Below are 26,270 nucleotides of genomic sequence, written 5' to 3' on the forward strand. Positions count from 1 at the left end.
GGCGTGCGGGGGCTTTTGCGTCTGCTCGCGGGGTTTACCGCGGGTTACTTGGCCTTCTCGAGAATCTCGACCAGCCGCCAGCGCTTGGTCGCCGACATCGGACGGGTCTCCATCAACGAGACGCGGTCGCCGATGCCGGCGGTGCTGTTCTCGTCGTGCGCCTTCACCTTCTTGGTGGTCCGGATGATCTTGCCGTACAGCGGGTGGCGCATACGGTCTTCCAGCTCGACCACGATGGTCTTCTGCATCTTGTCGCTGACCACGTAGCCGATGCGGGTCTTGCGGCGCCCACGCGACTTCGGGTTGCGAGGAGTGTGGTTGGGGCCCTTCGCCTTCGACGCGCCGTCCGCGGCGGCGTCCTTCGGTGCGGCCTTCTTCGCCGGCGCGGCCTTGGATGCGGCCGGAGTCTTAGCTTCTGCCATTACGATTCCTTACCTTCTGGACCGTCGGGCCCATCCGGGCCCGAGGCCAGACCCAGTTCTCGTTCACGCAGCACGGTGTAGACGCGCGCGATTTCATGACGCACGACGCGAAGCCGGCGGTTGTTGCTGAGCTGACCCGTCGCCAACTGGAAGCGCAGGTTGAACAGCTCCTCCTTGGACTCACGCAGGCGCTCCGTCAGCTCCTCGGCGGTGAGCTCACGCAGTTCGCCAGGGGAAACTCCCACTGCCATCAGAACTGATCCTCTCGGGTGACAATGCGCGCCTTGATCGGCAACTTGTGGATCGCACGGGTGAGCGCCGCGCGCGCGGTCTGCTCATTCGGGTAGCTGAGCTCGAACAGCACCCGGCCCGGCTTGACGTTGACCACCCACCACTCCGGCGAGCCCTTACCGGAACCCATCCGGGTCTCGGCGGGCTTCTTGGTCAGCGGACGGTCGGGGAAGACGTTGATCCATACCTTGCCGCCACGCTTGATGTGCCGGTTGATGGCGATACGAGCGGACTCGATCTGCCGGTTGGTGACGTAGGCGTGCTCCAAGGCCTGGATGCCGTAGTCACCGAAGTTCACCGCCGTGCCGCCGCTGGCGATGCCGCGCTGGCGGGGGTGATGCTGCTTGCGGTGTTTAACCTTGCGGGGAATCAACATGATTCAGCTCTCCGTGCTCTGCGGTTCGAGTGCTGCAGACGCAGCATCTCCGGAGGGCGCGGTGGTCGGAGTGGCTCCGTCGTCGCCACCCGCAGCCCGGCCGGCCTCGGTGCTGGTCGCCGTGGTGCCCGAGGCGCCACTGCGGCGCGGACGGGTGCCCGACGGCCGCTCGCGGCGCGGACGGTCGGCGCCCGCGGGCGCGGCGGCGGCCAGCTCGCGCTTGCCGCCGACGATGTCGCCCTTGTAGATCCACACCTTCACGCCGATCCGGCCGAAGGTGGTCTTGGCCTCATACAGGCCGTAGTCGATGTCGGCGCGCAGTGTGTGCAGCGGCACCCGACCCTCACGGTAGAACTCCGAGCGGCTCATCTCGGCGCCGCCGAGGCGGCCCGAGCACTGCACCCGGATGCCCTTGACGTTGGGCTGGCGCATCGCCGACTGGATGGCCTTGCGCATCGCACGACGGAACGCCACGCGGTTGCTCAGCTGCTCCGCGACCCCCTGGGCCACCAATTGTGCTTGCGACTCCGGGTTTTTCACCTCGAGGATGTTGAGCTGAACCTGCTTCTTGGTCAGCTTCTCCAGGTCGGCACGGATCCGGTCGGCCTCGGTGCCACGACGGCCGATGACGATGCCCGGACGCGCGGTGTGGATGTCCACCCGGACCCGGTCGCGGGTGCGCTCGATCTCCACGTCGGCGATCCCGGCGCGCTCCAGACCGGTGGACAGCAGCCGCCGGATCGCGACGTCTTCCTTGACGTACTCGGCGTACTGCTTGTCGGCATACCAACGCGACTTCCAGTCCGTGGTGATGCCCAGCCGGAAGCCGTGCGGATTGATCTTCTGGCCCACTAGTCTGAGCCTCCCTTCGCTTCAGAAGCCTCAGAAGCCTTGGTGGGTGCCTTCTTCGCCGGTGCTTTGGTGGCCGCCTTCTTGGCGGGAGCCTTGGTCTCGGCCTTCTTCGCCGGTGCCTTCTTCGCGGGCGCCTTTGCGGCGGCCTTGCTGCCCTCCGCACGACGGGCCCGCGACGACTTCGCCGAACGCTGGTCCTTACTCGGCCGGCTCTCGACGATCACGGTGATGTGGCTGGTGCGCCGGCGGATCCGGAACGCACGCCCCTGGGCGCGCGGACGGATGCGCTTGGCGGTCGGGCCCTCGTCGGCGTAGACGGTGGCGACCACCAACGTCGCCGGGTCCAGGCCGTCGTTGTTCTGGGCGTTGGCCGCGGCACTGGCGATCACCTTGGCCACCGGCTCACTGGCGGCCTGCGGCGCCCAGCGCAGGATGTCGAGCGCGTCCGCCACCGAGCGGCCACGGACCAGGTCGATCACCCGGCGCGCCTTGCGCGGCGACACCCGGACGAACCGCGCCTTGGCGGTCGCCGACGGATATTCGGTAGTGGTCGTCATCGCCTCTTGCTCTTCCGGTCGTCCTTGATGTGTCCCTTGAAGGTGCGCGTCGGAGCGAATTCACCAAGCTTGTGGCCCACCATGGCCTCGGTGACGAACACCGGCACATGCTTGCGTCCGTCGTGCACCGCGAAGGTGTGGCCGATGAAGTCCGGGATGATGGTCGACCGGCGCGACCAGGTCTTGATGACCTGCTTGCTGTTCTTCTCGTTCTGGACGTCGACCTTCTTGAGCAGATGGTCGTCGACGAACGGGCCCTTCTTCAGGCTGCGTGGCATGGTTGGCTTCTCCTCCAGGCCCTTTTACCGGCCGTGCTTCTTGCCGGTGCGCCGGCGTCGGACGATGAGCTTGTTGCTCTGCTTGTTGGGGTGGCGGGTGCGGCCCTCGGGCTTGCCCCACGGGCTCACCGGGTGGCGGCCGCCGGAGGTCTTGCCCTCACCACCGCCGTGCGGGTGGTCGACCGGGTTCATCACGACACCGCGGACGGACGGGCGCTTGCCCTTCCAGCGCATACGGCCGGCCTTGCCCCAGTTGATGTTTGCCTGCTCGGCGTTGCCGACCACCCCGACGGTGGCGCGGCAGCGCACGTCGACGCGGCGGATTTCACCGCTGGGCATGCGCAGCGACGCGTAGGTGCCTTCCTTGCCGAGCAGCTGGATGCTCGACCCCGCCGAGCGCGCCAGCTTGGCGCCGCCACCCGGCCGCAGCTCCACGGCGTGGATCAACGTACCGGCCGGGATGTTGCGCATTGGCAGGTTATTGCCCGGCTTGATGTCGGCGTTGGGCCCCGACTCCACCACGTCGCCCTGCGAGAGTCCCTGCGGCGCAATGATGTAGCGCTTTTCGCCGTCGAGGAAGTGCAGCAGCGCGATATTCGCGGTGCGGTTGGGGTCGTACTCGATGTGCGCGACCTTCGCGTTGACGCCGTCTTTGTCGTTGCGGCGGAAGTCGATGACCCGGTACGCGCGCTTGTGGCCACCGCCCTGGTGACGGGTCGTGATCCGGCCGTGCGCGTTACGACCGCCCTTGCTGTGCAGCGGGCGCACCAATGACTTCTCCGGGTGGGACCGGGTGATCTCGGCGAAGTCGGACACGCTGGCGCCACGACGACCGGGAGTTGTCGGCTTGTACTTCCGAATTGCCATGTCTAATCAGGTCTTTCTCTTCCCCGGCTAGGCCGGTGCTCCGAACAGGTCGATCGGCTTGCTACCCGGCGCCAGGGTGACGATGGCGCGCTTGGTGCTCTTGCGCTTGCCGTAACCGGTGCGGGTGCGCTTGCGCTTGCCCTGCCGGTTCGCAGTGTTCACCGATGCCACCTTGACGGCGAAGATCTTCTCGATCGCGATCTTGATCTGCGTCTTGTTGGAATCGGGGTGCACCACGAACGTGTACACGTTGTCGTCGAGCAGTCCGTAGGACTTCTCCGAAATGACCGGGGCCAGGATGATGTCCCGGGGGTCAGCGATGGTCGCCACTAGGCCGAAACCTCCTCAGGAGACGCCGCGTTGGCTGTGTTAGCCGCGATGTAGGCATTCAGCGCCTCGACGCTGAACACCAGGTCGTCCGCGCGCAGCACGTCGTAGGTGTTGAGCTGGTCCGGCGCCAGGATGTGCACACCGGGCAGGTTGCGCACGCTCTTGGCCCCGGCCTCGTCGCTGCGGCCGATCACCACCAGCACCTGCCTGCGCTCGGTGAGCGTGGCCAGAAATGTCTTGGCGCTCTTGGTGGACGGGGTCTGGCCGGAAACCAGCTCGGTGACCGCGTGGATGCGTCCGTTGCGGGCCCGGTCGGACAACGCCCCGCGCAGGGCGGCGGCGATCATCTTCTTCGGGGTGCGCTGGCTGTAGTCGCGCGGCTTGGGGCCGTGCACCACGCCACCGCCGGTGAACTGCGGCGCCCGCGTCGAACCCTGACGGGCGCGACCGGTCCCCTTCTGCCGGTAGGGCTTACGGCCACCGCCGCTGACCTCGCCACGAGTCTTGGTCGAGTGCGTGCCCTGGCGTGCCGCCGCCCGCTGGGCGATGACGACCTGGTGCATCAGCGCGATGTTCGGCTCGACGTCGAACAGCTCGGCCGGCAGCTCAATTGAGCCGTCGGTCTTGCCAGCCGGCGTCTTGACGTCGATTTTGAGGGTCTTGGTGGCCATTACTTCTCACCTCGTTTGATCGCGGTGCGGACCATGACGAGTCCACCGGTGCGGCCGGGGACCGCACCCTTGATCAACAGCACGCCGTTCTCGGAATCGACCTTGTGCACCAACAGGTTCTGCACGGTCACGCGGTCGCTACCCATGCGACCCGACATCCGGGTGCCCTTGAACACCCGGGCCGGAGTGGCACAACCGCCGATGGAACCCGGCCGGCGGTGCACAGCCTGGGCACCGTGGCTGGCGCCCTGGCCGCGGAAGCCGTGCCGCTTCATCGTCCCGGCGTAGCCCTTGCCCTTGGAGGTACCGGTCACGTCGACGTAGGTGCCGTCGGCGAAGATCTCGGCGGTCAGCTCCTGGCCCACTTCGTATTCGGCCGCGTCGTCCAGCCGCAGCTCGGCCAGGTGCCGGCGCGGGTTGACCCCCGCAGCCGCGTACTGGCCGGTGACCGGCTTGTTGACCTTGCGCGGGCTGATCTCGCCGTAGGCCAGCTGGACGGCGCTGTACCCGTCGCGCTCCGGGGTGCGGATGCGGGTCACCACATTGGGGCCGGCCTTGACCACCGTCACCGGGACGACTCGGTTGTTTTCGTCGAACACCTGCGTCATGCCCAGCTTGGTACCCAGAATGCCTTTTCTTGCCATGAGTTCGCCGATCTCCTACTGAATGTTGACGTCGACGCTGGCCGGCAGATCGATGCGCATGAGGGCGTCAACGGTCTTCGGCGTCGGGTCGAGGATGTCGATCAGCCGCTTGTGCGTGCGCATTTCGAAGTGCTCCCGCGAGTCCTTGTACTTATGCGGGGAGCGAATGACGCAATACACGTTCTTCTCGGTCGGCAACGGCACCGGCCCTACGACGCTGGCACCCGTGCGGACAACGGTCTCGACGATCTTGCGTGCCGATGCGTCAATAGCCTCATGGTCGTAGGCCTTGAGCCTGATGCGGATCTTCTGTCCCGCCACGCTTCTCCTACCCTCACTCCGAATTGGAGGCCCGTTTCCGGACCTCGTGCCCCCAGCGCGCCGGTTCGACCCAGGCCTATCCCGGGCCGAGTTCGCGTCGCGCCGGATACTGCGCCGCTGTTTACTAGTCGTGGTTCACCGGTACGCAGCCAGGATCGCGGCCGAAATTGGTCGCTCACCAAGGTTGTGACCGGACGCGCCCGTGGTGGGCGCTGGTCGTATGCCCGACCAGGCGCAAACCTGGCGCAGGGCAACCTGAACAGTATGCCTCAGATCACCGCTTCGGCCAAATCTTGGGTGGTCGCCTTTCCGGACCCGCCGCCGGGACGCTGTCGTCGGCGTCAACACCTGTCCTAGCAGGGGTTATTGGCCGTTCCAGGCGGCCCGGGGGCCGCACGGGGTGGCCGCGCGGCCGTCCGCCACCCGTCGGCGGCGCTGCAAACTTCGAAACTGCGCTGATGGCGTGCATTCGGCAGCAGGGTTCGCGATGACCGCAGACCCGAAGCCCTGACGCAGACCCGACGGCCTTGGCCCGAGATGGCAGCCCGTCATCCGCATGATCACTGCCGTCGGAGCCAGGCCGCTGCTGGTGTGCCACCCGGCTGGGCTTACGGCTCTCGCCGAAGGCAGGGCCGCGGTCAGGCAACGGACCAAGGAACGAACAGGCCTATAGGCCGCTTCAGGCCCGCCGAACGTGAAGCCGGCCGCACACTCGACGCCGAACGTGAGGCTGGCGTCACACTCGGCGAGCCGCGAGACTCAGACGCATGAGCGCACCGATCATCGACGAGGCGGCCAGGATCTTCGCCGACCCCACGGCCTACACCGACGAGCCGCGGCTGCACGCGGCGATGGCCCACCTGCGCGCCCACGCGCCGGTGGCGCTCGTCGACCAGCGCCCCTTCCGGCCGTTCTGGGCAATCACCAAACATGCCGATGTGATGGAGATCGAGCGCGCCAACAACCTGTTCATCAGCGAGCCCCGGCCGCTGCTGGCCGCCGCCGAGGCCGACGACATGGCGCAGCAGCTGCTGAACTCCGGAATGGGGTTGCGCACGCTGGTGCACATGGACGATCCGCAGCACCGGGTGGTGCGCGCGATCGGCGCGGACTGGTTCCGCCCCAAGGCGATGCGGGCGCTGAAGGTCAGGGTCGACGAGCTGGCCAAGATCCACGTCGACAAGATGCTGGAGGCTGGCACCGAGTGCGATTTCGTCACCGAGGTCGCCAAGCACTACCCGCTCTACGTCATCCTGTCGCTGCTGGGCCTGCCCGAAACGGACTTCCCCAGAATGCTCAACCTCACCCAGGAACTCTTCGGCGGCGACGACACCGAGTTCCAGCGCGGCACCACCCCAGATGAGCAACTGCAAGTGCTGCTCGACTTCTTCGCCTACTTCAACGAGCTCACCGCCGCGCGGCGGGCGGACCCGACGGAGGACCTGGCCTCGGCGATCGCCAACGCCCGGGTCAACGGCGAACCGCTGTCGGACATCGACACCGCGTCGTACTACGTGATCATCGCCACCGCAGGCCACGACACCACCAGCGCGACCATCGCCGGCGGCCTGCGGGCATTGATCGAAAACCCGGACCAGCTAAGGCGATTGACCGACAACATGGACCTGATGCCACTCGCCGTCGAAGAGATGATCCGCTGGGAGACACCGGTCAAGGAATTCATGCGGACCGCCACCGAGGACACCACCGTGCGGGGGGTGCCCATCGCCAAAGGCGAATCGGTGTACCTGTCGTACGTCTCCGCCAACCGCGACGAGGAGGTGTTCGACGAACCGCACCGCTTCGACGTGGGCCGCGACCCCAACAAGCATCTGGCCTTCGGCTACGGCGTGCACTTCTGTCTCGGCGCCGCCCTGGCCCGGATGGAGATCAACAGCTTCTTCAGCGAGCTGCTGCCCCGGCTCAAGTCGATCGAGCTCAACGGCGCACCCGAACTCACCGCCACCACTTTTGTCGGTGGGCTCAAGCACTTGCCGATTCGTTACTCGCTGAGGTAGTCCCGGCCTGCGTGCGCTGAACGTGCAGAAAGCCGTCGACGGCCGCCCGCGCGCACTCCTGGTAGTCGAACTCCGGCAGCGTGGACAGCCGGCCCAACGCCAGCGGGCCGATCAGCAGCGCGATCGCGCGCGATCGGTTGACCTCACCCAGCTCGGCCGCCTCCGGGCTGTCGAAGATGGCGTCGAACGGCGCCGCGTACTGCTGGGCGAGGCGTTCACGCAATGTGGTCACCGCAGGGCTGTCCGCGGTCCGGTTGTGCGACGCTTCCGGCAACTCTTCCAGGTCCCGGCCCAGCGACAGCCACGCCATCGCCGTCAATGCGGCCGGCGCCTGCGCCACGGATTCGGCCTGGGCCAGCACCAGCGCGATCAGCCGGTCCCGCAACGTGCCCTGCTCGGGAGGCATCGGAGCGGGCGGTATCAGGCTGTTGAACGCGGCCGCCAGCAAATCGTTGCCGCTCGGGAAATGGCGATACAGCGTGGCCCTTGCTACATTTGCGCTTCGAGTGACCGCGTCGACGGTCACCGCGCTGGGCCCCCCGGACCGCAGCAGCGTGGCTGCGGCTTCCAGCAAACGAGCCCGGGACTGCGCCGGGCGCGGATCGGTACTGCCGCCGGTAATGCTGATCCACCTCCCTGTTTTCGCACAAGACTACCCGTCTACCTGCAAGATGACCTCGACGTCTCTTCGCCTACGTGACGAATTCCGCCGCGCGGTGTCCGAGCATGACGACGGTCGCATGCGGGCCGCGGCTGGGAATCACCGGCAGGACGGAACCGTCAATCACCCAGAGGTTTTCGATGCCATGGACCCGGCACCGGTGGTCGACGACGGGGCCCATCGGGGCGCTGCCGCACAGGTGTTGCGATGTCGACCACACCGCCGGGCCGACATGCGTTGACGCACCGCATAACTCACGGGCCAGTTCGCTACCCTGTTGGAGCAGCGCGATGTCGGCGGGCTCGCTGTCGTAGCGGTGCTCGATCCGCGGCGGCACGGCGGGATCGGCGGAAACCAGGGTTATTCGCCCACGCGACCGCGGCTGCATCAGCGCCACCCCGATGTGCGGCCAGTCCCGATGCCCCGCCGTGCCGTCACCGGTCATGGCGACGAAACCCCCGGTATAGGGCCGTATTTCGACGCCTTCGGCGGTGGAGAGCACGACCTCCAGCACCGGCCGGTCCACGGCCACCGTCCAATTGGTCGGCAGCACCCATTCCGGGTGGTCGCTGCACTGCGCCCCCACCGGCAGTGCCGCAACGACTTCGACGTCCGCCGCCCGAAGCGTGGCGGATTCGCCTACGCCCGAGAGCATCAGCAGGTGTGCAGTCTGGATCGCTCCGGCGCACAGCACAATTCGGTCGGCCGTCAGGGCCACCGGCCCGTCTGGGCCGACAGCGTCCACCCCCACGACCGTCGCGGCAGCGAAACGCAGCCGCAGCGCGCGGGTTTGCGACAGCAGCCTCAGATTGGGCCGGCGCAGCGCCGGTATCAGGTAGCCGGCGCCCGGCCCGGTTCGCACGCCGTCGACGATGTTGAGCGGAACCGCGCCCACGCCCGACGGCAGCCGCGGCCCAACATCGTTGAGGTCGGCGATCCACGGGAAACCCGCCTGCTGGGTGGCGGCCACGAAAGCCTCGGTAACGCCCGTCATATCGGCTGTGCGACGGACCCGGATGGGCCCGCCGCGACCGTGGGCGGGCGTGTCGAAATCCAGGTCGGTCTCGATGGCCCGGAAGTGCTCGAGGACGTCATTCCAACCCCAGCCGGGGACGTCGGCGCGCTCGAAGTCCTGCGGTAACCCGCGGCAGAAGTACCCGCCGTTGACGGCACCGGAGCCGCCGACCGTCGCTCCGCGCACGATGGGCAGCTGACGAGCCGGCGCCCCGGTGAGCGTGGTCAGGTAGCGCGCTACCAGCGGGCTGCCGGCCCCGATCGGAAGTTGCAGCCCGTTGGTCGTCCGGGCCAGCAACGCCGGGTCGTCCAGTCCCGGCCCCGCCTCCACGACCGTCACCGCGCACCGGGAATCGGCGGAAAGGCGTTCGGCGACAACTGATCCAGCGCTGCCGGCACCGATGATCAGCACATCGCTGTGAGTCACGGCCAGTCGGAGTCGCGGTTCAGGTGCGGATCTTGGGCTTGAGGGGGCCGATATTGCGTTCGCGCACCACCCCGGTCCACAACCCGCTGCCGTACGCCAGGTCGTCGACGCGCTTGAGCAGCAAATAGGTGAACACGCCGATCGGTTCGGCATCCTCGCCGACGGAGTCCCTGCGGCGCAGCCAGTCCACCACCCCGTCCACTATGGCGGCGATCAGCACCACGCGGCGGCACTGCCGCGAAATTAGGGCGGCCAGCAACGCCAGCGGCCAATAGTGCCGACAGATCGCGGAGGCCAGCTGCAGCGCCGCCGACCACAGGCCGCGGGTGGCGATCACCAGCACATCCCAGAGGGAAGTGTCGGCCGTGCGCATCGCCTTGGCGATCCGTCGGCCCGTCAGCAACGCCACCACCAACGACGCCAGCCGGGCGATGCCGGTGCCCAGGGCCATCAGGATCCAGACCATCAGCGCCCCGCCCGAAATCACCAGCGGAGCCGTCTTGTCCGGGTGCCGCACCGACAGCGGAGCCGCGGAGCCGCCGTAGAACGCCTTGCGGGCGATCCAATCCTTCAATTCGGTCCGATGGTCGTGCGCCACCAGGGCGATCGGCTCGTAGCGCAGCCGGGCGCCGGCCTCGATGAGCCGCCAGCACAGGTCGACGTCCTCGCCGGACTTCAACGTCTCGTCGAACCCGCCGACGTCGCGGATGGCGGAGCTGCGGCAGATGATCGCGGCGCTGGGAACGTAGGACACCGTGCTCAGCGGCAGCACGGGCGCCTCCCGCTGGCCCAGGTCCAGCGACGAGTGCACCGCCTCGTACCGCGCCACCAGATTCTCGCTCTGCGACAGGCCGACGATGCGGGGTGCGACCAGGGCGACGGTGGGATCGCAGAAGTGCCCGAGCAACGCCTCGAGCCAACCGCGCCGCGGCGAGACATCGGAGTCCATGAAGGCGACGAAGTCGGTACGGGAAGCCGCGAAGCCGGTGTTGCGCGCGGCCGCGGGCCCCTTGCTGCGGTCGTGGCGAAGGACCTCGACGTCGCAGTGCGCGCCCAGGAAGTCGTCGGGCACGATCGGCCGAGCCGAACCGTCGTCCACCACGATGACCCGCAGCCCCCGCAGCGAGGACACCAGGCGACGCACACCAGATGTGTTGTCGCGCACCGGTATCACCACGGTCACGTCGTGGTGCGACGGGCCACTGGCGGGCCGGGGGTGGGCCACGGTGGCGTCCAGCAGCGTGCGGGCCAGCTGCGCGCTGACCTCGTCGCGCACCTTGAGCCGGCCGTCCGACAGCATGTCCTGGGCGGCGGGCGCCAGCTTGAGCAAGCGGGTCGGTGAGCCGCCCAGCAGCGCCGAGCCGTCGCCGAGTACCCGCACGCGGCGGTCAACCTGAACGGCAAACCCGTCAGGCAGCCGAGTAGCGGTCATGTGCGCCGCTCCTCGTCGCTTCCGCTCTGCATCGTCGTTGGCGCCCTCATGTCAGCATTCCGCCCGGTCCGGGCAGCCAACGGGCGATCCGGCGCGCACAGCCGTCGACCATCTCGCCGAAGATGCGGCTCCCCTCGGCCGCGGTCGCGGTCGTCGGATCGCCCAGTACCCCGGCCCGGCTCACCGCCGCGACCCCGCCCCGGCGCATCGACGGCAGCAGTTCGTGCAGCGGCGCGTCATTTCCGGCCAGCCACCGGTCGGTGAGCACGTCGGCCGGCGAAAGGTGCAGCAGCACGGAAGTTTCGGTATGACCCGCGTGGGCGTCACCGCCGGCGACGGTGCAGGGGCACCAGCCGGCGTCGCGGCCCTCGGCCCGCAGTGTGGTCACCGCGTGGTGCAACGCAGCGACATTGCCGCCGTGGCCGTTGACGAACACCAAGCGGCGCGCCCAGCAGGCGGCCGACCTGCCGTACTCCACCAGCAGGGTCGACAGGGCCTCGATTCCGATCGAGATCGTCCCGGGGAAACTCTGATGCTCGCCGCTGGCGCTGTAGGCGATGGCCGGCGCCACCAGCCATTCGCGGCCGTCGTCGAGGAGAACCGCGGCCGCTCGGGCGACCGCCGTCGCGATGCGCGTGTCGGTGTCCAGAGGCAGGTGCGGGCCGTGCTGTTCAGTGGACCCCAGCGGGATCAGCAGTGACGGCGAGTCGCTCGGTAGCTGACTCGACGTTGCACTGCCGAGTTCGCCGAGTAAGGGCACTTGCCGATGGTAGGCCGAATTCACCTGCAGTGCACCGGTTGTTGAACCTTCCATCGAAATTTCTTATCGGGCGCCAATCGGGCACTGGAATTTGGAGACTCGTACGCCACGACTGCCACGTCCGTACCACACACACGCGCCGCACCAGAATTGTCCGGAACGTGAATTATTCGCTGCCGCCTAGGAATCGCGGGTCACGCCGAGCGCCCGGGTGAATCCCTCCGGCATCAGAATGTCGTCGGGCCGCAGGTCGTGGATAGAGGCGTGCCCCAGACCCATCAACGCCGAGTCGATGCCCCCGCGCAGGATGTCGAGCACGTTCTCGACGCCGGGCTGGCCGGCGGCGGCCAGGCCCCACAGGTACGCCCGGCCGATCATGACCGCCCGCGCGCCCAGCGCCACGGCCTTGACGACGTCGCTGCCCCGCCGAATACCCCCGTCCAGCAGCACCTCGACCTGGTCGCCGACTGCCTCTACGACCGCGGGCAGCGCGCGGATCGAGGCAGGCGTGCCGTCCAGGTTGTTGCCGCCGTGATTGGACACCGAGATCGCGGAAACACCCGCATCCACGGCCTTTTTGGCGTCGTCGACCCGCATCACGCCCTTGAGCATGAACGGGCCGCCCCACAGCTCGCGCAGCCAGGCGATGTCCTCCCAGGTCGGCGGCGGCGTGCCCATCCACTCCCCGTAGGCGGCGAAGAACGGCGGCCCCGGCTCACCACGGCGCCCCTGGTTGGGCACCCGCAGCTCCGGCGCGTGCAGCGTCTTGCCGAACTTCCACAGCCAGCGCGGCTTGGTGATGGCCTCCGGAGCCATCCGCAGCATTGTCCGCAGATCCATCTGCTCGGGAATCTTGGGGCTACCCCAGTCGCGCCCGTGCGAGAACGACCAGTCGGTGGTGACGATCAGCCCGGCGGCGCCGGCCTGGCGCGCCCGCTCGACCCGTTCGGCGATGGCGTCGCGGCCGCCGAGCCAATACACCTGGAAGAACAGCTTGGGGTTGGCGGCGATGACCTCTTCGATCGGCTTGCTGGCGAACGAGGACAGCCCCATCGCGGTGCCCCGCGCGGCGGCCGCCCGCGCCACCGCGACCTCGCCGTCCGGATCCACCGCCTGCACACCGGTCGGCGAGATCAAGACCGGAAGCGAAATCTCCTGCCCCATAACGGTGGTGGACAGGTCGCGCTTTTCCGACACCCCGATGACGTGTGGCGCGAAGCCGAGTTCGGCGAACGCCTCGACGTTGTCGGTGACCGTGACGCCCTTTTCGCTGGCCGAGACCAGAGAGGAGTACACCGATTTGGGCAATCGCCGCTTAGCACGCTGCTGGGCGATGGCGACGGTTTCGAACCATTGATCGGCCACGGTTACACGGGGCTTTCGTTGCAGAGGCGCGCGGGTGGACGCCTGGAGAGGGTCAGGGGAATCGGCTCGCGGATGCGCTGCCCGCGGGAGTGGTCGGCGCGAGGCCGCGGGGTCTGGCGTTGCAGCGCCAGCGCAGGCGCGCCGTGGCCCTGCACGCATTCGGGGTCCGGCCCGTCCAGCGGCAGGCCGGTGAAGAATTTCGCCGCCATGCAGCCACCCCGGCAGGCGTCGTAGTGCCCGCAGCTGCCGCAGGCCCCCGCGGACTGGGGCTCACGCAGCTCGCGGAACAGCGGCGCGTTCTTCCAGACGTTGTCAAAACCCGAGTCCGTCAACACGTTTCCGGCCAGGAACCGGTCATGGATGGCGAACGGGCAGGCGTACACGTCGCCCACCGGGTCGATCAGGCACACCACTCGGCCGGCTCCGCACATGTTCAGGCCGGCCAGCGCGCCGGACTCGCCGAGCGGCGCCAGGTGGAAGAAGGAGTCGCCGGTGAGCACCCCTTCGCCCTTGGCGACCAGCCAGTCGTACAGCGCGACCTGCTGCTCCGCGGTGGGATGCAGGTCTTCCCACACGTCGGCGCCGCGACCCGATGGCCGCAGCCGGGTGATCCGCAGCGTGGCGCCGTACCGGCTCGCCAGCGCGGCGAAATCGTCGAGCTGGCCGACGTTGTGCCGGGTGACCACGACGGAGATCTTCGCGTCGCGGAAACCGGCCGCGGCAAGGTTTTCCAGCGCCCGCACCGCCATGTCGAACGATCCGGTGCCGCGGACGGCGTCGTTGACCTCGGCGGTGGCCCCGTCCAGCGAGATCTGGACGTCGACGTAGTCGCTGGCGGCCAGGCGCGCGGCCACCTCGGGCGTGATGCGCACCCCGTTGGTGGAGAACTTCACGCCGACGTGATGCGCGGTGGCGTAGTCCACCAATTCCCAGAAGTCCGGACGCACGGTGGGTTCCCCCCCGCCGATGTTCACGTAGAACACCTGCATGCGTTCCAGCTCGTCGATGATGTCCATGCACTGACGGGTGGACAGCTCGCGCGGATCACGCTTGCCCGACGACGAAAGGCAGTGCACGCATGCGAGATTGCAGGCGTAGGTGAGCTCCCAGGTCAGGCAGATGGGCGCGTCGAGGCCGCGCTCGAACTGCTCGATAAGCCTCGGTACTCGTGCTGTTGGGGCACTCATGTCTGCTCCTCCTGTGGCACCAGCATGTTGGAGTCGGCCAGCACTCCCAGCGCGTGCAGGTAGGGCCCCTGGCCGGGATCGTCGACACCCGCGGCACGGCAGGCGGACCGTGCGTCGGGGTGGTCGGCCAACGACCGCACCACGGTGAGCACGGTGCGGTTTTTCAGAAACGAGAGCTTGCGCGTGCCGAAGTGGTAGAGCAACGCGCCAAACGGCTCCGGCCGAACCGCCACCTGAGGGTGCAACCGCCAACCGCGCTCGGGGTCGAAGACGCTCGTTTCGGCCCGCGCGGGCGCAGGCACGGTCAGTAAACCCCGCACATTCCGTCGATGGACACCTCTTCGACCAGCGTCTCGGTGACGAGTTCGGTCTCGGTCTCGTTTTCGCGCTCCATTTAATAGCCTCTCGTGGCGGGGGTCACAGTCGTGCCAGAATATGGCATCGAGTGCCTAAACGGAAGGGCGGGGTCTGATGTTGCCGGAGTCACGGTTGGGTCGGCGCCGCTCGACGACACCGAACCACATCAGCGACGTCGGCATCGACCTGTTCGCCGCGCGGGGGTTTGCCGAGGTGAGCGTGGACGACGTCGCCCAGGCCGCCGGCATCGCCCGTCGCACCCTGTTCCGCTACTACGCCTCGAAGAACGCGATCCCCTGGGGCGACTTCGACACGCACCTCGCGCACCTGCGGGACCTGCTCGACAACGTCGACCGGACCGTTCGCCTCGGTGACGCGCTGCGGACCGCGCTGTTGGCGTTCAACACCTTCGACAAGTCCGAGTCCGCCCGGCACCGCCAGCGCATGCGCGTCATCCTGCAAACCGAAGAGCTGCAATCCTATTCGCTGACGATGTACGCGGGCTGGCGCGAGGTCATCGCCGGGTTCGTCGCCGACCGGCTCGACGCCAAGACCACCGACCTGGTGCCGCAGACCGTCGCCTGGACGATGCTGGGCGTGGCGCTGAGCGCGTACGAGCATTGGCTGCGCGACGAGTCCGTCACGCTGCCCGAGGCCCTGGGCAACGCGTTCGACGTCGTCGGCGCCGGACTGAACGGACTCGAGCCGTGACCGCCGAGCACCTGTTGCACACCCTGCGGTCACAGGGCCGGTTCTGCGCCGGATCCGGCTCGCCGATGTACCACGAGCTGTTCGAGCGGGTGGCCGGCGACGTCGAAGCCGGCGGGGTATTCGCGACCATTCTGTCCGGTTACGAAGAAGCCCCGTCGCGAGAGGCCGTGCCGCTGCGGCTGCTCGGCGGCCTACACCGGATGGTGCTCGACGGCGGGGCGCCGACGCTGCGCCGCTGGTATCCGAGCACCGGCGGGCGCTGGGACGCCTCTGCCGCCTGGCCGGAGATCGTGCGCGTCGCGACCGAGAGCGCCGACGTGCTGCGCGCCGCGCTGGGCAGTCCGCCGCAGACCAACGAGGTCGGCCGCTCGGCCGTGCTGGTCGGCGGGCTGCTGCGCCTACAAGCCGGGTCCGGCTGGCCCGTAAGGCTTTTCGAGATCGGCTCCAGCGCGGGGCTGAACCTGCGGGCCGACCACTACCAATACCGCTACGCCGGCGGGCAATGGGGACCGGCCGACTCACCGGTGGTCGTCGACGACGCGTGGCACGGCGCGCTGCCGCCGTCGGGCGCGCTTTCGATCGTCGAGCGGCACGGGTATGACATCGCGCCCATCGACGTCGCGGGCGTCGATGGGTCGGCGGGCGAGCTGGCGCTGCTGAGCTACGTCTGGCCCGATCAGAGCGCGCGGCTGGAACGGTTGCGCGGCGCCATCGCCGTCGCGCGCGGTGTTCCGGCGCGGTTGCAGCGCGCGTCCGCCGGCGACGCGGTGGCCGGGCTGACGCTGATCGATGGCGCGCTGACGGTGCTGTGGCACTCGATCACCTGGCAATATCTGTCCGACGCCGAGCGTGCGGCGGTGCGCTCGGGGGTCGACGCGCTCGGCGCCCGCGCCGACGCCCGGTCGCCGTTCGCGCACCTGACCCTCGAGCCCGCACGCGACGGGGCCGCGCTGAAGTTCCTGGTGCGCGCGCGCCTGTGGCCGGGCGGCGAGCTGCGAGTGCTGGCAGCATGTCACCCGCACGGACCGCCGGTGCACTGGCAGTAGACGTCTGGCCCGCAGGCCCCTCCCCCGCCACACGAGTGTGGGGCTTGTGCACGGCCCCCTTGCCGTCCATAACCCCCACAGTCGACGCACCAAGAGAGCGCACGATTGATGGCTTATGCGAATCCAGTCCCACCCCGTGAAATAAATCGACGCTGGAGCGTTGGATTTCGGGCAGCCGCGGCGACGATAGGAATGTGAGCGCCCAACCGGACCGCCATCGCGACGCTCGACGTGCGCTGCTCGAGTTGTACGACGACGCGTTGCCGGTGGTGTACGGGTACTTCGTCCGGCGGTGTCCGGACCGCGGTACGGCCGAGGATCTGACGTCGGAGACGTTTCTGGCCGCCTTCCAAACAGCTCGCGACGCGGCGCGGAAGCCTGATCCACCGCCGATCGCGGTGCCGTGGCTGCTGGGGGTGGCGCGGCACAAACTGGCGGATCACTATCGGCGTCGGCATGACCCGCTGCCCGTCGCCGATCCGCCGGAGGACGCTATCGACGACTGGGACGCGGAGCTCGATCGCCTGGTCGCCGAGAGCGTGCTGGCCCGGCTGAGCGAGCCGCACCGCGCGGTCCTGGTTCTGCGCTACATGGACGACTGCAGCGTCGGCGAATGCGCCCAGCTGATCGGGCGCACCGTGCACGCCACCGAGGCGCTGCTGGTCCGCGCCAAGAAGGCGTTCCGAAGTGAGTATCCGGAAGGAGGCACGTCATGAGCCAGCACGATCCGCTCAGCGTGCTGCACACCGATGACCTTCCGGTCCAACCCGATGCGGCCTTCGCCGCGCGACTGCGCCGGCGTCTGGAATCCGCACTGTCACTACCCGAAGGAGTTCTCATGAGTGGCACGGCCACAGCCCTTTCCGAATTGTCCGAGCCTGCAGCCGCCGCTGCAGCCCCGCGCCCCGCCGCACTGCCCTATCTCTGCGTGGCCGACGCGCGCGCGGCGCTGTCCTGGTACACCGACGCGTTCGGTGCCGTCGTGGTCGGCGAGCCAATCGTCATGGACGACGGGCGAATTGGGCACGCGGAGATCGCGATCGGCGACGGCGTGCTGTACCTCGCCGACGAGTATCCGGAGCTCGGCCTGAAAGCGCCTGCACCGGAGGCGGTCTCGGTCAGCCTGATGTTGCACGTCGCCGACACCGATGCGGCGTTGCGGCGCGTGCGGGAGCAGGGCGCCACCGTCGTGCGGGAGAGCTACGAGGGGTACGGTGCCCGCAACGCGGCGATCGTCGATCCCTTCGGCCATCGCTGGATGCTCAGTGGCCCAGTGCGCGAACCCATTCGGCACGGTGACATCGGTTACGTGTCGGTGTGGGTACCCGACGCCGACCGGGCAGCCGCCTTCTACGGGCATGTGCTGGGCTGGACCTACGACCGTGAGTCCCATCAAGTGACGAATACCGATCTGCCGACCGGCATTTCGGCGTCAGACGGCGCCGCGACCCTGTTCTGCTGCTACGCGGTCGACGACGTCCACGCCACGCGGGACGCGATCGCCGCCGCGGGCGGCGCGCCGGGCGAGATCGAGGAAAGGGACTTCGGCACCCTGCTCGATGCCACCGACCCGCAGGGTGCGGCATTCGCGGTCTACAAGCCGGCCGACGGCCAGAAACGCCCGCAGCTCAACGGATCCGGGCCGGGTGAGGTCTCGTATGTCACCTACGAAGTGCCCGACTCGGCGGTGTTCCGCGACTTCTACGGCCGGGTGTTTGGATGGACTTTCGAGCCCGGCCGGGTAGCTGACGGTTGGCAGGTGCAGGCCACCCACCCGATGGCCGGCGCCGCCGGCGGCGGCTCCGGCTCGGTGACGGTGCCGATGTGGACCGTCGCGGACATCGACGCCGCGGTCGCGCGGGTCCGCGAGGCCGGTGGCACCGTGCTGGCCGAACCGTCCCGGCAGCCGTACGGCCTGAGCGCCGAGTGCACTGACGACCAGGGCGTCCGCTTCTACCTGGGCCAGTTCTAGGTTGCGCGAGCAGACGGGCTAGCCGAGCACCTCCGAAATCGGTGTGGCGGCGGCGATCTTGCCGCGGATCTTCATCACCTTGCCCGGCAGTCCGCCGCCGACCACGCCGACCAGCACGCCGTCGCGCTCGTAATAGGCCAGGAACTTGCGGCCGTCGTCCTCGACCAGGTGCACGATGTCGGTGGCCTCCGGCTCGCCCAGGCACTGGATTTTGACGTCGTACTGATCGCTCCAGAAGTACGGGACGACGACGACCGACGGCACGTCCTGGCCCAGCATCGCCGGCACCACGACGCGGGCCTGGTCGGCCACGTTGCTCCAATGTTCAACGCGCGCTTGGTGTCCCGTCGGATCACGCCAGGACGCGACGTCGCCCAGCGCCCACACGTGGGGCGCACTGGTGCGTCCGGCTTCGTCGCAGATCACGCCGTTGTCGACCCGCACGCCGCTGCCGTCCAGCCACTCGGTTGCCGGCCGCGACCCGATGCCGACGACCACCAGGTCGGCCGGCACCTCGCTGCCGTCGCTCAGCACCACCGTGTCGACGTGGCCGTCGCCGCGGACCTCGGACACCCCGAGGCCAAGCCGGACGTCCACGCCCTCGGCGCGATGCAGCCGCGTCACCAGCTCGCCAATCTGCTCGCCCAGCACGGTCGCCAGCGGTTGCGGCTGGGGCTCCACCAGCACCACGTCCACGCCCAGGCTGCGCAGGCTGGCCGCCACCTCGCAGCCGATGAACCCGGCGCCGACGACCACGGCCCGCTTCGCGGCTAAGGCGTGGGTGCGCAGCGCCATGCTCTCGTCGAACGACCGGAGCACCCGAATGCCCTCGAGGTCGGGGAACGACGGGATGCGCCGCGGCACCAGGCCGGTGGTAATGACGAGCTCGTCGTAGCCGAGCACGGATCCGTCGGCCAGCGTCACCGTTTGCGCTTCCGTGTCCAGCGCGGTGGCCGCCGAGCCCAGCCGCAGGGTGATGTCCTTCTCGTCGTACCACTCGCGCGGCTTGAGGAAGGTGTCGTCGACCTCGCTGCGCAGCACCTCCTTGGAGAGTGGCGGCCGGTCGTACGGGAGATGCACCTCGTCGCTGACGATCGTGACGGGCCCGGGATACTCCGCACGGCGCAATTGCTCGGCGGTGCGGGCGGCGCCAAGACCCCCGCCGACGATCACGATTCCGTTATTGGTCACGTTGGAGTTCATAGCACGACGGCCGATCAGTACTTTAGGGCACCCTTATCCACCGGGATCTGCGTGCCCGACAACGTGCCCGAGCCGTCGCCGGCCAACCAGGCGACGACGTCGGCGACCTCGTCGGCCGTCATGAAGCCCTTGTACTGCATCGGCATTGGCGGGAAACTGTGCACGAACCGGGGATGCTTGGCAAAGATCTCCATCATCGCCTCCGGCTCGATCATCGGGGTGTCGACCGAGTACGGGTGGATGGAGTTGACCCGGATGCCGTATTCGCCGAGCTCGATCGCCAACGTGTTGGTCAGCGCGGTGAGCCCATGCTTGCTGGCCGCATAGTGCCCGTTGCCCGGTGTCGCCTTCAGGCCCGCCGACGAGCTGACCACCACGATCGACCCACCGTTGCCGGCGTCGATCATCGCGGGGATCGTGGCGCGCAGGGTGCGCCAGGTGCCGGTCAGGTTCACGCCGATGACGGTGTCCCACTGCTCGTCGGTGAGTTCCCAAACCCGCCCCCAGCCCAGCACCCCGGCGTTGGCCACCAGGATGTCGAGCCGGCCGAGTTGCTCGACGCCGTCGGCGACCAGTTGCCGCAGGGCGGCGTCGTCGCGGATGTCGGCCTCGCGGGCGAGCACCTTGCGTCCCTCGGCCTCCACCAGGCGGACGGTCTCGTTGAGGTCTTCCGGGGTGGCCGGCGTGTACGTCAGGGTGTCGGATACCGGCGCGCAGATATCGAGGGCGATGATGTCGGCGCCCTCGCGGGCCAGCCGCACCGCGTGCGACCGGCCCTGGGCGCGGGCGGCGCCGGTGATGAACGCAACCCGGCCTTGCAGTGATCCAGCCTGTCCAGTCACCCAGACAGGCTAGCAGCGAAATTGAAACGTGTTCTAGTTGGGGCCGGGCTCTGCCGAGCGCAGGGGGACGCTAGATCTCGGAGATGATCTGGGCGCGTTGGGCGTTGTACTCCTGGTCGTTCAGGGCACCGGTGGCGCGCAACGTCTCGAGTTGCTGCAGCCGCTCGGCGATCGAGACCTGCGGGGCCGCCGCGGGCGTCGGCGCGCCCTGCGCCTGCCCTGCCTGCCCGTCGAAGGCCCGGTCCACCACCGCCTGGATCTGCGCCGCCAGCCCCGGATTGGACCGGATGTCGAGCGTGCTGCTCAACGCGACGTTGTTGGCCTTGAGGATCTGCAGGATCTCCATCAGCGGACCGGCCTGCCCGGTGAGGTCGACGGTTTTGCCCAGCTTCTGCGAGGTGAACTGGGCGGGCATCAGTCCGTTGACCAAAGCGCTGCGCTCCCAGTCGATCTGGAACTGCTGCGTGGTCGGATTGACCAATACGACGACCTTGCGCGCGTTGAGGTTGCCCATCCGCGTGACGTTGAAGATCACCCGGTCCTGGGCGTCGAACGGCACCAGGCCCGGACCGGCAATATGCAGGTTCAGGTTCACCACCGGCTGCTCGTTGATGCGGGTACCGGTCTCGCGCATTCCGGTGATCTGGGCCAGCGCCAGCACCCCGTGCTGCTCGAGTTCGGCCGACCGGATGGCCGCGTTCTTGCCGAAGTTGGCCAGCCAGATCGCGATCACCACGTCGAGCACGGTGACGAGCCCGCCCGCGTAGAGCATCCACTGCAGGATCTCATCCTGGCCCGTAGCGAAGTAGACGACCAGAAAGATCGGGCCGACCAACCCGCCGCACAGCAAAACCAGCAACTGAGCCTTGATATAGCGCCCCAACACGTATCGCTCCTCACTTCCGCCGGTAGGTCGTGTCAGATTAGCGCTGCGTCACCGCTACCGATCCCAGGTTTGGCAAACTGCCGAACAGACGCAAAAGCACCCGACACGCCATGCGTGCGGGTGCTTTTGCGTCTGTTCGCGGAAGAAACGCTACTTGATGATCTTGGTAACCCGGCCGGCGCCGACGGTGCGGCCACCCTCACGGATGGCGAACCGCAGACCCTCGTCCATGGCGACGGGCTGGATCAACTTGACCGAGATGACGGTGTTGTCACCGGGCATCACCATCTCCGTACCCTCCGGCAGCGTCACCACACCGGTCACGTCGGTGGTGCGGAAGTAGAACTGCGGACGGTAGTTGTTGAAGAACGGCGTGTGCCGGCCACCCTCGTCCTTGGACAGGATGTAGACCTGGCCCTCGAACTCGGTGTGCGGCGTGGTGGTGCCGGGCTTGATGACGACCTGGCCACGCTCGACGTCCTCACGCTTGACACCACGCAGCAGCAGACCGACGTTGTCACCGGCCTGCCCCTGGTCGAGCAGCTTGCGGAACATCTCCACACCGGTGACCGTGGTCTTGGTGGTGGTCGGACGGATGCCGACGATCTCGACTTCCTCGTTCACGTTGACCACGCCGCGCTCCACACGACCGGTGACCACGGTGCCGCGGCCGGTAATGGTGAAGACGTCCTCGACGGGCATCAGGAACGGCTTGTCGGTCTCGCGGACCGGGTCCGGGATCGACTCGTCGACGGCGTTCATCAGCTCCTCGACGGACTCCACCCACTTGGCGTCGCCCTCGAGCGCCTTGAGCGCCGAGACCCGGATGACCGGGGCCTCCTCGTCGAACTCTTGGGCGGCCAGCAGCTCGCGGACCTCCATCTCGACGAGCTCCAACAGCTCCTCGTCGTCGACGGCGTCGGCCTTGTTCAGCGCCACCAGGATGTAGGGCACGCCCACCTGACGGGCCAGCAGCACGTGCTCGCGGGTCTGCGGCATGGGGCCGTCCGTAGCGGCGACCACCAGGATCGCGCCGTCCATCTGGGCGGCACCGGTGATCATGTTCTTGATGTAGTCGGCGTGGCCCGGGGCGTCGACGTGCGCGTAGTGGCGCTTGTCGGTCTGGTACTCGACGTGCGCGATGTTGATCGTGATACCGCGCTGACGCTCCTCGGGAGCGTTGTCGATCTGGTCGAACGCCTTGGACTCGTTCAGGTCCGGAAACTTGTCGTGCAGGACCTTGGTGATAGCCGCGGTCAGGGTGGTCTTGCCGTGGTCAACGTGACCGATGGTCCCGATGTTGACGTGGGGCTTGGTCCGCTGGAACTTCGCCTTCGCCACTTCTGTGTCCTCCTGGACTGTTGGTGCTTAAAAAAGCAGTGTTGATTTTTCTTGGATTTGCCGCGGTTGTAACCGGGTCAGGTTACTCCCTGTCGAAATTCACTCGCCCGTCGCCTTGGCGATGATCTCCTTCGACACGTTCGCCGGCACTTCGGCGTACGAGTCGAACACCATGGAGTAGTTAGCCCGGCCTTGAGTCTTAGACCGCAGGTCGCCGACGTAGCCGAACATCTCCGACAGCGGCACGTGCGCCCTTACGACGCGCGCACCCGCCCGCTCCTCCATGGCCTGGATCTGGCCACGGCGGGAGTTCAGGTCGCCGATCACATCACCCATGTAGTCCTCGGGTGTAGTGACCTCGACGGCCATGATCGGTTCCAGGATCACCGGCTGCGCCTGCTGCGCCGCCTTTTTCAGCACCTGTGAACCGGCGATCTTGAAGGCCATCTCGGACGAGTCGACCTCGTGGAACGCGCCGTCGAGCAGGGTTACCTTCAGGTTCACCAACGGGTAGCCGGCCAGCACGCCGTACTGCATCGCGTCCTGGGCACCGGCGTCCACCGACGGGATGTACTCGCGCGGAATGCGCCCACCGGTGACTTTGCTCTCGAACTCGTAGGTGGCGCCGTCCTCGCTGGTGAACGGCTCGATGCTGATCAGCACCTTGGCGAACTGGCCGGAACCACCGGTCTGCTTCTTGTGTGTGAACTCGACCTTCTCGACCATCCGCTTGATCGTCTCCTTGTAGGCGACCTGCGGCTTGCCGACGTTGGCTTCGACCTTGAACTCGCGGCGCATGCGGTCCACCAGGATGTCCAGGTGCAGCTCGCCCATGCCGCCGATCACGGTCTGGCCGGTCTCGGCGTCCTGGTGCACCTTGAAGGTGGGGTCCTCCTCGGCGAGCTTCTGGATCGACAGGCTCAGCTTCTCCTGGTCGCTCTTGGTCTTGGGCTCGATGGCCACCTCGATCACCGGGTCGGGGAAGGTCATCGACTCCAGCACGATCTGGTTGTTCGGGTCGGCCAGCGTGTCGCCGGTGGTGGTGTCCTTCAGGCCGATCACGGCGTAGATGTGACCCGCCGATGCGGTCTCCACCGGGTTCTCCTTGTTGGAGTGCATCTGGAACAGCTTGCCCAGACGCTCCTTCTTGCCCTTGGTCGCGTTGATGACCTGGCTGCCGGAGTCGACCTTGCCCGAGTACACCCGGACGTAGGTGAGCTTGCCGAAGAACGGGTGCGACGCCACCTTGAACGCGAGCGCCGAGAACGGCTCGTCGGTCGACGGCTTGCGGACGATCTCCTCGTCCTCCTTGCCGGGCGGGTGGCCGATGGCCGGCGGCACGTCCAGCGGCGACGGCAGGTAGTCGATGACGGCGTCGAGCATGGGCTGCACGCCCTTGTTCTTGAACGCGCTGCCGCACAGCACCGGGTACGCCTCCGAGCTGATGGTCAGCTTGCGGATCGCGCCCTTGATCTCGGCGACCGTGAGCTCCTCGCCGCCGAGGTACTTCTCCAGCAGCTCCTCGTCGGTCTCGGCGACGGCCTCGACCAGCTTGGTGCGGTACTCGTCGGCCTTCTCCTGCAGCTCCGCGGGGATATCGATGGTCTCGTAGGTCTCGCCCAGCTTGGTCTCGCCGCGCCATACCTTGGCCTTCATCTCGACCAGGTCGACGACGCCCTCGAAGTCACCCTCGGAGCCGACGGGCAGCTGGATCGGGATGACGTTGGCGCCCAGCCGCTCCTCCATCGTCCGCACGGAGAAGTAGAAGTCGGCGCCGATCTTGTCCATTTTGTTGACGAAGCAGATGCGCGGTACGTCGTACTTGTCGGCCTGCCGCCAGACCTGCTCGGACTGCGGCTCGACACCTTCCTTGCCGTCGAACACGGCAACGGCGCCGTCCAGGACGCGCAGGCTGCGCTCCACCTCGACGGTGAAGTCGACGTGGCCGGGGGTGTCGATGATGTTGATCTGGTTGTCGTTCCAGAAGCAGGTGGTGGCCGCGGAGGTGATGGTGATCCCCCGCTCCTGCTCCTGCTCCATCCAGTCCATGGTGGCGGCGCCGTCGTGCACCTCACCGATCTTGTAGCTGATGCCGGTGTAGTAGAGGATGCGCTCAGTCGTCGTGGTCTTGCCGGCGTCGATGTGCGCCATGATGCCGATATTGCGGACCTTGGTGAGGTCGGTCAGCACGTCCTTCTGTGCCACAGAAGTCTTCCCACTCTTTCGTTGCTTGGTAGTTCGCTAACGGTCGCGCCCCGGCTTCACCGGTGGCTTGTCACCAGCGATAGTGCGCGAAGGCGCGGTTGGCCTCGGCCATCTTGTGGGTGTCCTCGCGCCGCTTGACGGAGGCCCCGAGGCCGTTGCTGGCATCCAGGATCTCGTTCGCCAGCCGCTCGATCATGGTCTTTTCCCGACGTTGCCGCGAGAAGCTGACCAGCCAGCGCAGCGCCAGCGTGGTCGACCGGTCCGGACGCACCTCGACGGGCACCTGGTAGGTCGCACCACCGACGCGGCGGCTGCGCACCTCGAGGGCCGGCTTGACGTTGTCCAGGGCACGCTTGAGAGTGATCACCGGGTCGGTGCCGGTCTTCTCCCGGGCGTTTTCGAGCGCTCCATACACAATGCGCTCGGCCAGCGATTTCTTCCCCTTGAGCAGAACTTTATTCACCAACTGGGTGACCAGCTGCGACCCGTAGACCGGGTCGTTGACCAGCGGACGCTTGGGTGCGGGCCCCTTGCGCGGCATTAGCTCTTCTCCTTCTTGGCGCCGTAGCGGCTACGAGCCTGCTTGCGGTTCTTGACGCCCTGGGTGTCGAGCGAACCGCGGATGATCTTGTACCGCACGCCGGGCAGGTCCTTCACACGACCACCGCGCACCAGCACCATCGAGTGCTCCTGCAGGTTGTGGCCCTCGCCGGGGATGTAGGCGGTGACCTCGACCTGGCTCGTCAGCTTCACACGCGCAACCTTGCGAAGCGCCGAGTTCGGCTTCTTCGGGGTGGTGGTGTACACGCGGGTGCAAACACCACGGCGCTGCGGGCTGCCCTTCAGAGCCGCGGTCTTGACCTTGCCGATCTTGTCCCGACGACCCTTGCGGACCAGCTGCTGAATGGTTGGCATCTACCGGCTTTCTTCTTCGTTTCTCGTTGTATCTACGTCTGCGCGCCGCATGCGTCTGCCCGGATTTTTCCGTTGCATCGTGGACATGCGAATTGGCCCGGCATTTACGCCCTTACGTCAGGCGCCGCAAGCCGCCAGGCACGAGCTACCACAATACCCGCCAGCGGTCTGGCAGGTCAAAGCGGTGGCCACCCGTCTCCCGTCGACTCTAGGTTAGAGGGCGGCGACCCGCTTCGCCCGGCTACGCCGCGCTCGCGATCGCCGCTGATTCGACGGCGCCGACCCGCTTCGCCCGGCTACGCCGCGCTCGCGATCACCG

31 protein-coding genes and 1 pseudogene are annotated in these 26,270 nt (G+C 67.7%); 6 read left to right on the plus strand and 26 right to left on the minus strand.

Annotated elements, in window-relative coordinates:
* Positions 1–44: 44 nt before the first annotated feature.
* Genes rpsQ through rpsJ form a run of 11 tightly spaced genes read right to left on the minus strand, consistent with a single transcriptional unit; the run spans position 45 to position 5,609 of the window.
* Positions 45–422 (minus strand): 30S ribosomal protein S17, encoded by a 378-nt coding sequence (gene rpsQ, locus AC5Y5V_RS30110; protein WP_499942612.1) that lies wholly within the window; start codon positions 420–422, stop codon positions 45–47.
* Positions 422–673, minus strand: a complete 252-nt coding sequence (rpmC, locus tag AC5Y5V_RS30115) for a 50S ribosomal protein L29 (RefSeq protein WP_499942614.1) — start codon at positions 671–673, stop codon at positions 422–424. Before rpmC ends, rpsQ begins: the two co-directional genes overlap by 1 nt.
* Positions 673–1,089: a 50S ribosomal protein L16 gene (gene rplP, locus AC5Y5V_RS30120; RefSeq protein ID WP_003873511.1), complete on the minus strand. Its 417-nt coding sequence runs from the start codon at positions 1,087–1,089 to the stop codon at positions 673–675. Before rplP ends, rpmC begins: the two co-directional genes overlap by 1 nt.
* 3 nt (positions 1,090–1,092) lie before the next feature.
* Positions 1,093–1,941: a 30S ribosomal protein S3 gene (gene rpsC, locus AC5Y5V_RS30125; protein WP_499942615.1), complete on the minus strand. Its 849-nt coding sequence runs from the start codon at positions 1,939–1,941 to the stop codon at positions 1,093–1,095.
* A complete protein-coding gene (gene rplV, locus AC5Y5V_RS30130; protein ID WP_499942617.1) occupies positions 1,941–2,498 on the minus strand; it encodes a 50S ribosomal protein L22 in 558 nt (185 codons plus the stop codon). The genes rpsC and rplV overlap by 1 nt, the downstream gene beginning before the upstream one ends.
* Entirely contained in the window at positions 2,495–2,776 is a 282-nt protein-coding gene (rpsS, locus tag AC5Y5V_RS30135) for a 30S ribosomal protein S19 (protein WP_135126454.1), read from the minus strand. Before rpsS ends, rplV begins: the two co-directional genes overlap by 4 nt.
* A gap of 24 nt (positions 2,777–2,800) precedes the next feature.
* Entirely contained in the window at positions 2,801–3,643 is an 843-nt protein-coding gene (gene rplB, locus AC5Y5V_RS30140) for a 50S ribosomal protein L2 (RefSeq protein WP_499942618.1), read from the minus strand.
* 27 nt (positions 3,644–3,670) lie between these two features.
* Positions 3,671–3,973 carry a 50S ribosomal protein L23 gene (rplW, locus tag AC5Y5V_RS30145; protein ID WP_499942620.1) on the minus strand — a complete coding sequence of 101 codons (303 nt, stop codon included), beginning with the start codon at positions 3,971–3,973 and terminating at the stop codon, positions 3,671–3,673.
* Complete coding sequence (rplD, locus tag AC5Y5V_RS30150; RefSeq protein WP_499942621.1) at positions 3,973–4,644, minus strand: 50S ribosomal protein L4; 672 nt, start codon at positions 4,642–4,644, stop codon at positions 3,973–3,975. The genes rplW and rplD overlap by 1 nt, the downstream gene beginning before the upstream one ends.
* Positions 4,644–5,288: a 50S ribosomal protein L3 gene (rplC, locus tag AC5Y5V_RS30155; protein WP_499942622.1), complete on the minus strand. Its 645-nt coding sequence runs from the start codon at positions 5,286–5,288 to the stop codon at positions 4,644–4,646. The genes rplD and rplC overlap by 1 nt, the downstream gene beginning before the upstream one ends.
* A 15-nt stretch (positions 5,289–5,303) precedes the next feature.
* Positions 5,304–5,609: a 30S ribosomal protein S10 gene (rpsJ, locus tag AC5Y5V_RS30160; protein ID WP_003873519.1), complete on the minus strand. Its 306-nt coding sequence runs from the start codon at positions 5,607–5,609 to the stop codon at positions 5,304–5,306.
* 167 nt (positions 5,610–5,776) lie between these two features.
* Between rpsJ and AC5Y5V_RS30165 the strand changes: the two are divergent.
* Positions 5,777–5,966, plus strand: a pseudogene (locus tag AC5Y5V_RS30165) (hypothetical protein).
* A 410-nt stretch (positions 5,967–6,376) separates the two neighbouring features.
* On the plus strand, positions 6,377–7,627 hold the full coding sequence (locus AC5Y5V_RS30170; RefSeq protein ID WP_499942624.1) for a cytochrome P450: 1,251 nt from the start codon (positions 6,377–6,379) through the stop codon (positions 7,625–7,627).
* Here AC5Y5V_RS30170 and AC5Y5V_RS30175 read toward each other — a convergent pair.
* From AC5Y5V_RS30175 to mftA, 8 genes are all read right to left on the minus strand, one after another.
* On the minus strand, positions 7,593–8,201 hold the full coding sequence (locus AC5Y5V_RS30175; RefSeq protein ID WP_499942625.1) for a TetR/AcrR family transcriptional regulator: 609 nt from the start codon (positions 8,199–8,201) through the stop codon (positions 7,593–7,595). The two genes, AC5Y5V_RS30170 and AC5Y5V_RS30175, sit on opposite strands and share 35 nt — an antisense overlap.
* 118 nt (positions 8,202–8,319) lie before the next feature.
* Positions 8,320–9,735, minus strand: a complete 1,416-nt coding sequence (gene mftG / locus AC5Y5V_RS30180) for a mycofactocin dehydrogenase MftG (protein WP_499942646.1) — start codon at positions 9,733–9,735, stop codon at positions 8,320–8,322.
* Between the two features lie 13 nt (positions 9,736–9,748).
* Positions 9,749–11,161 (minus strand): mycofactocin biosynthesis glycosyltransferase MftF, encoded by a 1,413-nt coding sequence (mftF, locus tag AC5Y5V_RS30185; RefSeq protein WP_499942627.1) that lies wholly within the window; start codon positions 11,159–11,161, stop codon positions 9,749–9,751.
* Between the two features lie 46 nt (positions 11,162–11,207).
* Complete coding sequence (mftE, locus tag AC5Y5V_RS30190; RefSeq protein WP_499942648.1) at positions 11,208–11,945, minus strand: mycofactocin biosynthesis peptidyl-dipeptidase MftE; 738 nt, start codon at positions 11,943–11,945, stop codon at positions 11,208–11,210.
* 156 nt (positions 11,946–12,101) lie between these two features.
* On the minus strand, positions 12,102–13,286 hold the full coding sequence (gene mftD / locus AC5Y5V_RS30195; RefSeq protein WP_499942628.1) for a pre-mycofactocin synthase MftD: 1,185 nt from the start codon (positions 13,284–13,286) through the stop codon (positions 12,102–12,104).
* A 2-nt stretch (positions 13,287–13,288) separates the two neighbouring features.
* Positions 13,289–14,473, minus strand: a complete 1,185-nt coding sequence (mftC, locus tag AC5Y5V_RS30200; RefSeq protein WP_499942629.1) for a mycofactocin radical SAM maturase — start codon at positions 14,471–14,473, stop codon at positions 13,289–13,291.
* On the minus strand, positions 14,470–14,793 hold the full coding sequence (gene mftB / locus AC5Y5V_RS30205; protein WP_499942630.1) for a mycofactocin biosynthesis chaperone MftB: 324 nt from the start codon (positions 14,791–14,793) through the stop codon (positions 14,470–14,472). Before mftB ends, mftC begins: the two co-directional genes overlap by 4 nt.
* Positions 14,778–14,867 carry a mycofactocin precursor MftA gene (mftA, locus tag AC5Y5V_RS30210; protein ID WP_499942632.1) on the minus strand — a complete coding sequence of 30 codons (90 nt, stop codon included), beginning with the start codon at positions 14,865–14,867 and terminating at the stop codon, positions 14,778–14,780. The genes mftB and mftA overlap by 16 nt, the downstream gene beginning before the upstream one ends.
* 77 nt (positions 14,868–14,944) lie before the next feature.
* Between mftA and mftR the strand changes: the two genes are divergently transcribed.
* From mftR to AC5Y5V_RS30230, 4 genes are all read left to right on the plus strand, one after another.
* Entirely contained in the window at positions 14,945–15,541 is a 597-nt protein-coding gene (mftR, locus tag AC5Y5V_RS30215) for a mycofactocin system transcriptional regulator MftR (protein ID WP_499942633.1), read from the plus strand.
* Positions 15,538–16,587, plus strand: a complete 1,050-nt coding sequence (locus tag AC5Y5V_RS30220; protein ID WP_499942635.1) for a DUF2332 domain-containing protein — start codon at positions 15,538–15,540, stop codon at positions 16,585–16,587. Before mftR ends, AC5Y5V_RS30220 begins: the two co-directional genes overlap by 4 nt.
* A 194-nt stretch (positions 16,588–16,781) precedes the next feature.
* Positions 16,782–17,303, plus strand: coding sequence for an RNA polymerase sigma factor (locus tag AC5Y5V_RS30225; protein ID WP_499942636.1), 522 nt, complete (start codon positions 16,782–16,784; stop codon positions 17,301–17,303).
* A complete protein-coding gene (locus AC5Y5V_RS30230) occupies positions 17,300–18,559 on the plus strand; it encodes a VOC family protein (protein WP_499942638.1) in 1,260 nt (419 codons plus the stop codon). Before AC5Y5V_RS30225 ends, AC5Y5V_RS30230 begins: the two co-directional genes overlap by 4 nt.
* Positions 18,560–18,577: 18 nt before the next feature.
* Here the strand turns inward: AC5Y5V_RS30230 and AC5Y5V_RS30235 are convergent, their stop codons facing one another.
* The 7 genes from AC5Y5V_RS30235 to rpsL all read right to left on the minus strand — a co-directional run bounded on the left by AC5Y5V_RS30235 (position 18,578) and on the right by rpsL (position 25,951).
* A complete protein-coding gene (locus AC5Y5V_RS30235; RefSeq protein ID WP_499942639.1) occupies positions 18,578–19,762 on the minus strand; it encodes an NAD(P)/FAD-dependent oxidoreductase in 1,185 nt (394 codons plus the stop codon).
* Between the two features lie 14 nt (positions 19,763–19,776).
* Positions 19,777–20,604 carry a mycofactocin-coupled SDR family oxidoreductase gene (locus AC5Y5V_RS30240; protein ID WP_499942641.1) on the minus strand — a complete coding sequence of 276 codons (828 nt, stop codon included), beginning with the start codon at positions 20,602–20,604 and terminating at the stop codon, positions 19,777–19,779.
* A 70-nt stretch (positions 20,605–20,674) separates the two neighbouring features.
* Entirely contained in the window at positions 20,675–21,490 is an 816-nt protein-coding gene (locus AC5Y5V_RS30245) for an SHOCT domain-containing protein (protein ID WP_499942643.1), read from the minus strand.
* A 150-nt stretch (positions 21,491–21,640) separates the two neighbouring features.
* Positions 21,641–22,831, minus strand: a complete 1,191-nt coding sequence (gene tuf, locus AC5Y5V_RS30250) for an elongation factor Tu (protein WP_499909936.1) — start codon at positions 22,829–22,831, stop codon at positions 21,641–21,643.
* Positions 22,832–22,930: 99 nt separating this feature from the next.
* Complete coding sequence (gene fusA / locus AC5Y5V_RS30255; protein WP_499942644.1) at positions 22,931–25,036, minus strand: elongation factor G; 2,106 nt, start codon at positions 25,034–25,036, stop codon at positions 22,931–22,933.
* A gap of 70 nt (positions 25,037–25,106) precedes the next feature.
* A complete protein-coding gene (gene rpsG / locus AC5Y5V_RS30260; protein WP_066907284.1) occupies positions 25,107–25,577 on the minus strand; it encodes a 30S ribosomal protein S7 in 471 nt (156 codons plus the stop codon).
* Positions 25,577–25,951 (minus strand): 30S ribosomal protein S12, encoded by a 375-nt coding sequence (gene rpsL, locus AC5Y5V_RS30265; protein ID WP_003879423.1) that lies wholly within the window; start codon positions 25,949–25,951, stop codon positions 25,577–25,579. Before rpsL ends, rpsG begins: the two co-directional genes overlap by 1 nt.
* Between the last annotated feature and the right edge of the window lie 319 nt (positions 25,952–26,270).

The sequence above is a fragment of the Mycobacterium sp. NGS68 genome (assembly GCF_059812195.1).